The organism is Candidatus Cloacimonadota bacterium (assembly GCA_011372345.1).
Lineage (GTDB): Bacteria > Cloacimonadota > Cloacimonadia > Cloacimonadales > TCS61 > DRTC01.
In genome coordinates, this window is sequence record DRTC01000051.1 from 1 (window position 1) to 3915 (window position 3915).

Below are 3915 nucleotides of genomic sequence, written 5' to 3' on the forward strand. Positions count from 1 at the left end.
GTTCATGGTTGCATCTATTTCAAAGAATATTGAAATTTTGAAGCAGAGAATAAAAAATGCTGCCTTAAAATCTGGCAGAAATCCTTCCGATATTAAATTGGTTGTCGTGACCAAAACCCATCCCTCAAATCTTGTCGATATAGCATTAAGATCAGGGATTAAATTTATCGGAGAAAATCGGATACAGGAAGCGGAAGAAAAAATCCCTCTACTCATAGAAAAATTTGAAGAATTCCATTTTATAGGACATCTGCAATCCAATAAAATTCCCAGATTAATAAAGTTGAATCCGGTTTTGATCCATTCAATAGATAAATTCTCTACTGCAGAAAAACTGAATGATCTTCTAATTCAAATAAATCAAAAACAAGATGTTCTTATCCAAGTTAATACTTCTTTTGAAGAAAGTAAATTCGGGATTGAACCGAACCTGGCGATAAATTTTATCCAGGATGTTTCGGAATTATCAAACCTGAATATTAAAGGTTTGATGACGATCGGAAAATTCACGAATGATGAAAATGAAATCCGGAATTGTTTCAGAACTCTGAAAAAACTATTTGATGAAATTAAACTCCGGAAGATAAAAAGTGTAGAAATGAAATATCTTTCCATGGGCATGACCAATGACTTTGAGATCGCAATCGAAGAAGGAGCAAATATTGTTCGCATTGGCAGTGCAATTTTCGGGGAGAGGAAATATTGAAATTTCATTCCGGGGATTTCTTTCACTTCTTTCTTTCGAGGGATCTGTAGCGAAAAGTTAACTTTAATTATATAATTATATAAGCTGGAGATTCTTCGTAAGTAAGTTCATGGTTGAGAATCCAGAATGACAAATTAATTTTATTCTGAACTACATTCCGAATTAACTTGTTATGAAGTCCAGTCGTCAGTCTAATTACTTCTCCTTTTCCAGTTAGGAGAGGACGGGGTGAGGTAAAAAGGAGGTTTAATGCAGGTATTAGTTTTTGCAGCGTTACTTTTTGTTTCATATTTGATCGGATGTTTTTCAACTGCCCGTTTATTTGCTAAATCATTCAGAAGTTTGAATATTTATAAAGTCGGTACCGGTCATCCTGATACGCAGAATATTTTTTGTAATATCAGCAAACCGTTAGGAATTCTTTCCGGTATTGTTGATTTCAGTAAGATGTTCATATATTTGTATTTACTTCATTATCTTCTGACAAAATTCTATCCATGCATTTCTACACAAACCCATCTTCTGGTTTTAGGATTTTTAATGGTTATTGGGCACTGTTTTCCTCTCACAAACAGATTCAAAGGTGGAAGAGGTATCTTTACTTATCTTGGTTACATAACTTTTTTCTTTTATTTTTATTATACGATCTGGCCTATGATCGGAGTTGCCTTGCTTGCCCTTTTGATCATAGTTTTTTTCAAGCAGATCCGCTTTGCCCAATACATGATAGTTTTGCTGCCACCCTTTATCAGTTTCTTCCTGAAAGGATTACCGGATGAACCTAATTTTCCTGCTAAAATGTTTTTTTCCGCAATTTTGATGGGAATTATCAATTTCTTTGTTTCCAAAAGGTTAGGAGAGATTTAATGAAGATCGTTCCTGTTCAAACAAAAAAGCAGATAAGGAATTTCATCAGATTTCCATTTGAACTTTATAAAGATGATCCATATTGGGTTGCTCCTTTGATCATAGAACAGAAGAAATTCTTTGATCCTGATAAAAATCCTTATTTTGAACATTCGGAAGTTCAGTTGTTTCTTGCTATGAATGACAATAAAATAGTCGGTAGGATTTCTGCTCATTCAAATACCCGTCACAATAAATTTCATCATGATAAAATCGGTTTTTTTGGCTTTTTTGAAGCAATAAATGACCAGGAAATTGCTAATATTCTTTTTTCCGCAGCTGAAAATTGGTTGAAAGAAAAAGGATTCGACACCATGCGAGGTCCCATGAATTTTTCCGTAAATGACGAATGTGCTCTTTTGATCGAACCTTTTGATTCTTCCCCCATGGTTATGATGTCCTATAATCCGGAATATTACAAATCTCTATATGAAAATTACGGTTTGCAGAAAGCGATGGATATTTTTGCTTATTATATTAAAGTTCAGAAACCTCCGGAGAGATTAGTAAAACTTGCTGCGAAAATTCAGAAAAGAGGAAAGTTTACGGTTCGTTCTTTAACCACTAAAAATAAGAAAAAATTGAAGGATGACATCGCTCTTGTTTTCAGAATTTACGAAGAAGCCTGGAAAGATAACTGGGGTTATGTTCCTACGACTGAAAAGGAATTTGATCTGCTGGTTGATAATATACTGCCGATTTTAAGACCGGAATTTGTTTTTATTGCCGAGATCAAGGGGAAAGCAGTTGGATTTTCCGTTACTTTACCGGATTATAATTTTATTCTGAAAAAATTGAAAGGTAAAATACTTCCGTTTGGCTGGCTGAAATTTCTCTTATTGAAAAATAAAATTCCCGGCTTGAGAGTTCCCATTATGGGAGTGTTGGATGAATATAAAAATCGCGGGATTGATGTTGTCTTTTATTATCATTCCTTCAAAACTGCATATGAACACAAAAATCCTTACCGAGATGCTGAATTTTCCTGGGTACTGGAAACCAATAATATGATGAATAAAATTTCCTCAAGTTTGACTGCGAAAATCTATAAAACTTACAGGATATTTGATAAGAAAATTTGATGAAAACTTCTCATAATCTCCTCTTAATTAGTGGAATTCATTAGACAACGATTCCTTTAAATCCCCCTGAAAAGAGAGAATAAAGGTGTATTTCTGATTCTTTAAAAAAAAATGATAAATCCTGGAAAACATTCACAGAAAAACAGATTTCGTCCAATCGATATCCTAACCTTTTTATACATTTTAATAAATTTATTATACATAATTTTTGGTTGGAAAAGAGTTCATAATCCTCATATTCATTTCCCGGTTTTTTTGATGATCGGGATCGTTATTTATATTTTGATCAGAAACGAGAAACATTCAGGAATCTTGAGTTTTTTGCGTGATTGGTATCCGGTCATAGCCTTTACTTATTTTTTTGAAGCTACATCTGCTCTTAATAAAGTGATCTTCCCGGATTTTCTTGATCCATTTTTTCAGAAAATTGATTTTCATATTTTTGGTTATCAGCCAGCAATTGTCTGGGGAATAAAACTCGATTATTTCTGGTTGCAGGAATTGATGCATTTTGCATATTTCTGCTATTATTTAATGATACCGGTTTTAGGATTTCTACTTTATTTCAAGAAAAGAGAAGCATTTCACAGATTCGTTTTTTCCATTTCATTTCTTTTTTATTTCTGCTATTTAATTTTTAATATTTTACCTGTTATCGGTGGAAGAGCATTAGAAGGAGCAACTTTTTTAACTACAGAATACAGGTATGGAATTTTTACCAGGATCATGGCTTTAATTTATAATAATACGGCTCATCTCGGAGGAGCATTTCCCAGTTCGCATGTTGCTGTTGCTGTTGGTGTAACGATCTCTGCTTTACGGGATGTAAAATGGTTTGGCTGGATCTTGATCCCGATCTCTTTCCTCTTGAGTATTTCTACTATTTATTGTCATTATCATTATTTTATCGATACAGTTGCCGGTCTCTTCTTTGGAATTGGGATTTATTATCTTGGTTTGAAGATATATGGGAAATATGCTGAAAAAGAAATAAACACTGAAAAGCACTGAAGAACACCGAAAAAAACAATAATTTTTTATAAAAACTTGAGTTCACTCTAAAAAGGCAATAATTTGGAATATGTATGAAATTTTGCTCGAAATTTGGAAACTGATGAATCGGTTATTGACCTCTATCTTCTTATTAACCACCAACTTAAGTTGGTGGTTAATGAAACAGGAAAAAGTATTAACCGTTTTAACGGTTTCTAATTTTATTGA

The 3915-nt window shown here is 33.2% G+C and carries 4 protein-coding genes; all 4 read left to right on the forward strand.

Features of this window, described 5'->3' with window-relative positions:
• Nucleotides 1-4: 4 nt before the first annotated feature.
• The 4 genes from ENL20_00835 to ENL20_00850 all read left to right on the forward strand — a co-directional run bounded on the left by ENL20_00835 (nucleotide 5) and on the right by ENL20_00850 (nucleotide 3705).
• The gene (locus tag ENL20_00835; protein ID HHE37106.1) at nucleotides 5-706 is read left to right on the forward strand and encodes a YggS family pyridoxal phosphate-dependent enzyme; all 702 of its coding nucleotides are present in this window, start codon (nucleotides 5-7) and stop codon (nucleotides 704-706) included.
• Nucleotides 707-955: 249 nt separating this feature from the next.
• Nucleotides 956-1573 (forward strand): glycerol-3-phosphate acyltransferase, encoded by a 618-nt coding sequence (locus tag ENL20_00840; GenBank protein ID HHE37107.1) that lies wholly within the window; start codon nucleotides 956-958, stop codon nucleotides 1571-1573.
• The gene (locus tag ENL20_00845) at nucleotides 1573-2694 is read left to right on the forward strand and encodes a GNAT family N-acetyltransferase (protein HHE37108.1); all 1122 of its coding nucleotides are present in this window, start codon (nucleotides 1573-1575) and stop codon (nucleotides 2692-2694) included. The genes ENL20_00840 and ENL20_00845 overlap by 1 nt, the downstream gene beginning before the upstream one ends.
• A 111-nt stretch (nucleotides 2695-2805) precedes the next feature.
• Nucleotides 2806-3705 carry a phosphatase PAP2 family protein gene (locus ENL20_00850; protein HHE37109.1) on the forward strand — a complete coding sequence of 300 codons (900 nt, stop codon included), beginning with the start codon at nucleotides 2806-2808 and terminating at the stop codon, nucleotides 3703-3705.
• Nucleotides 3706-3915: the final 210 nt, after the last annotated feature.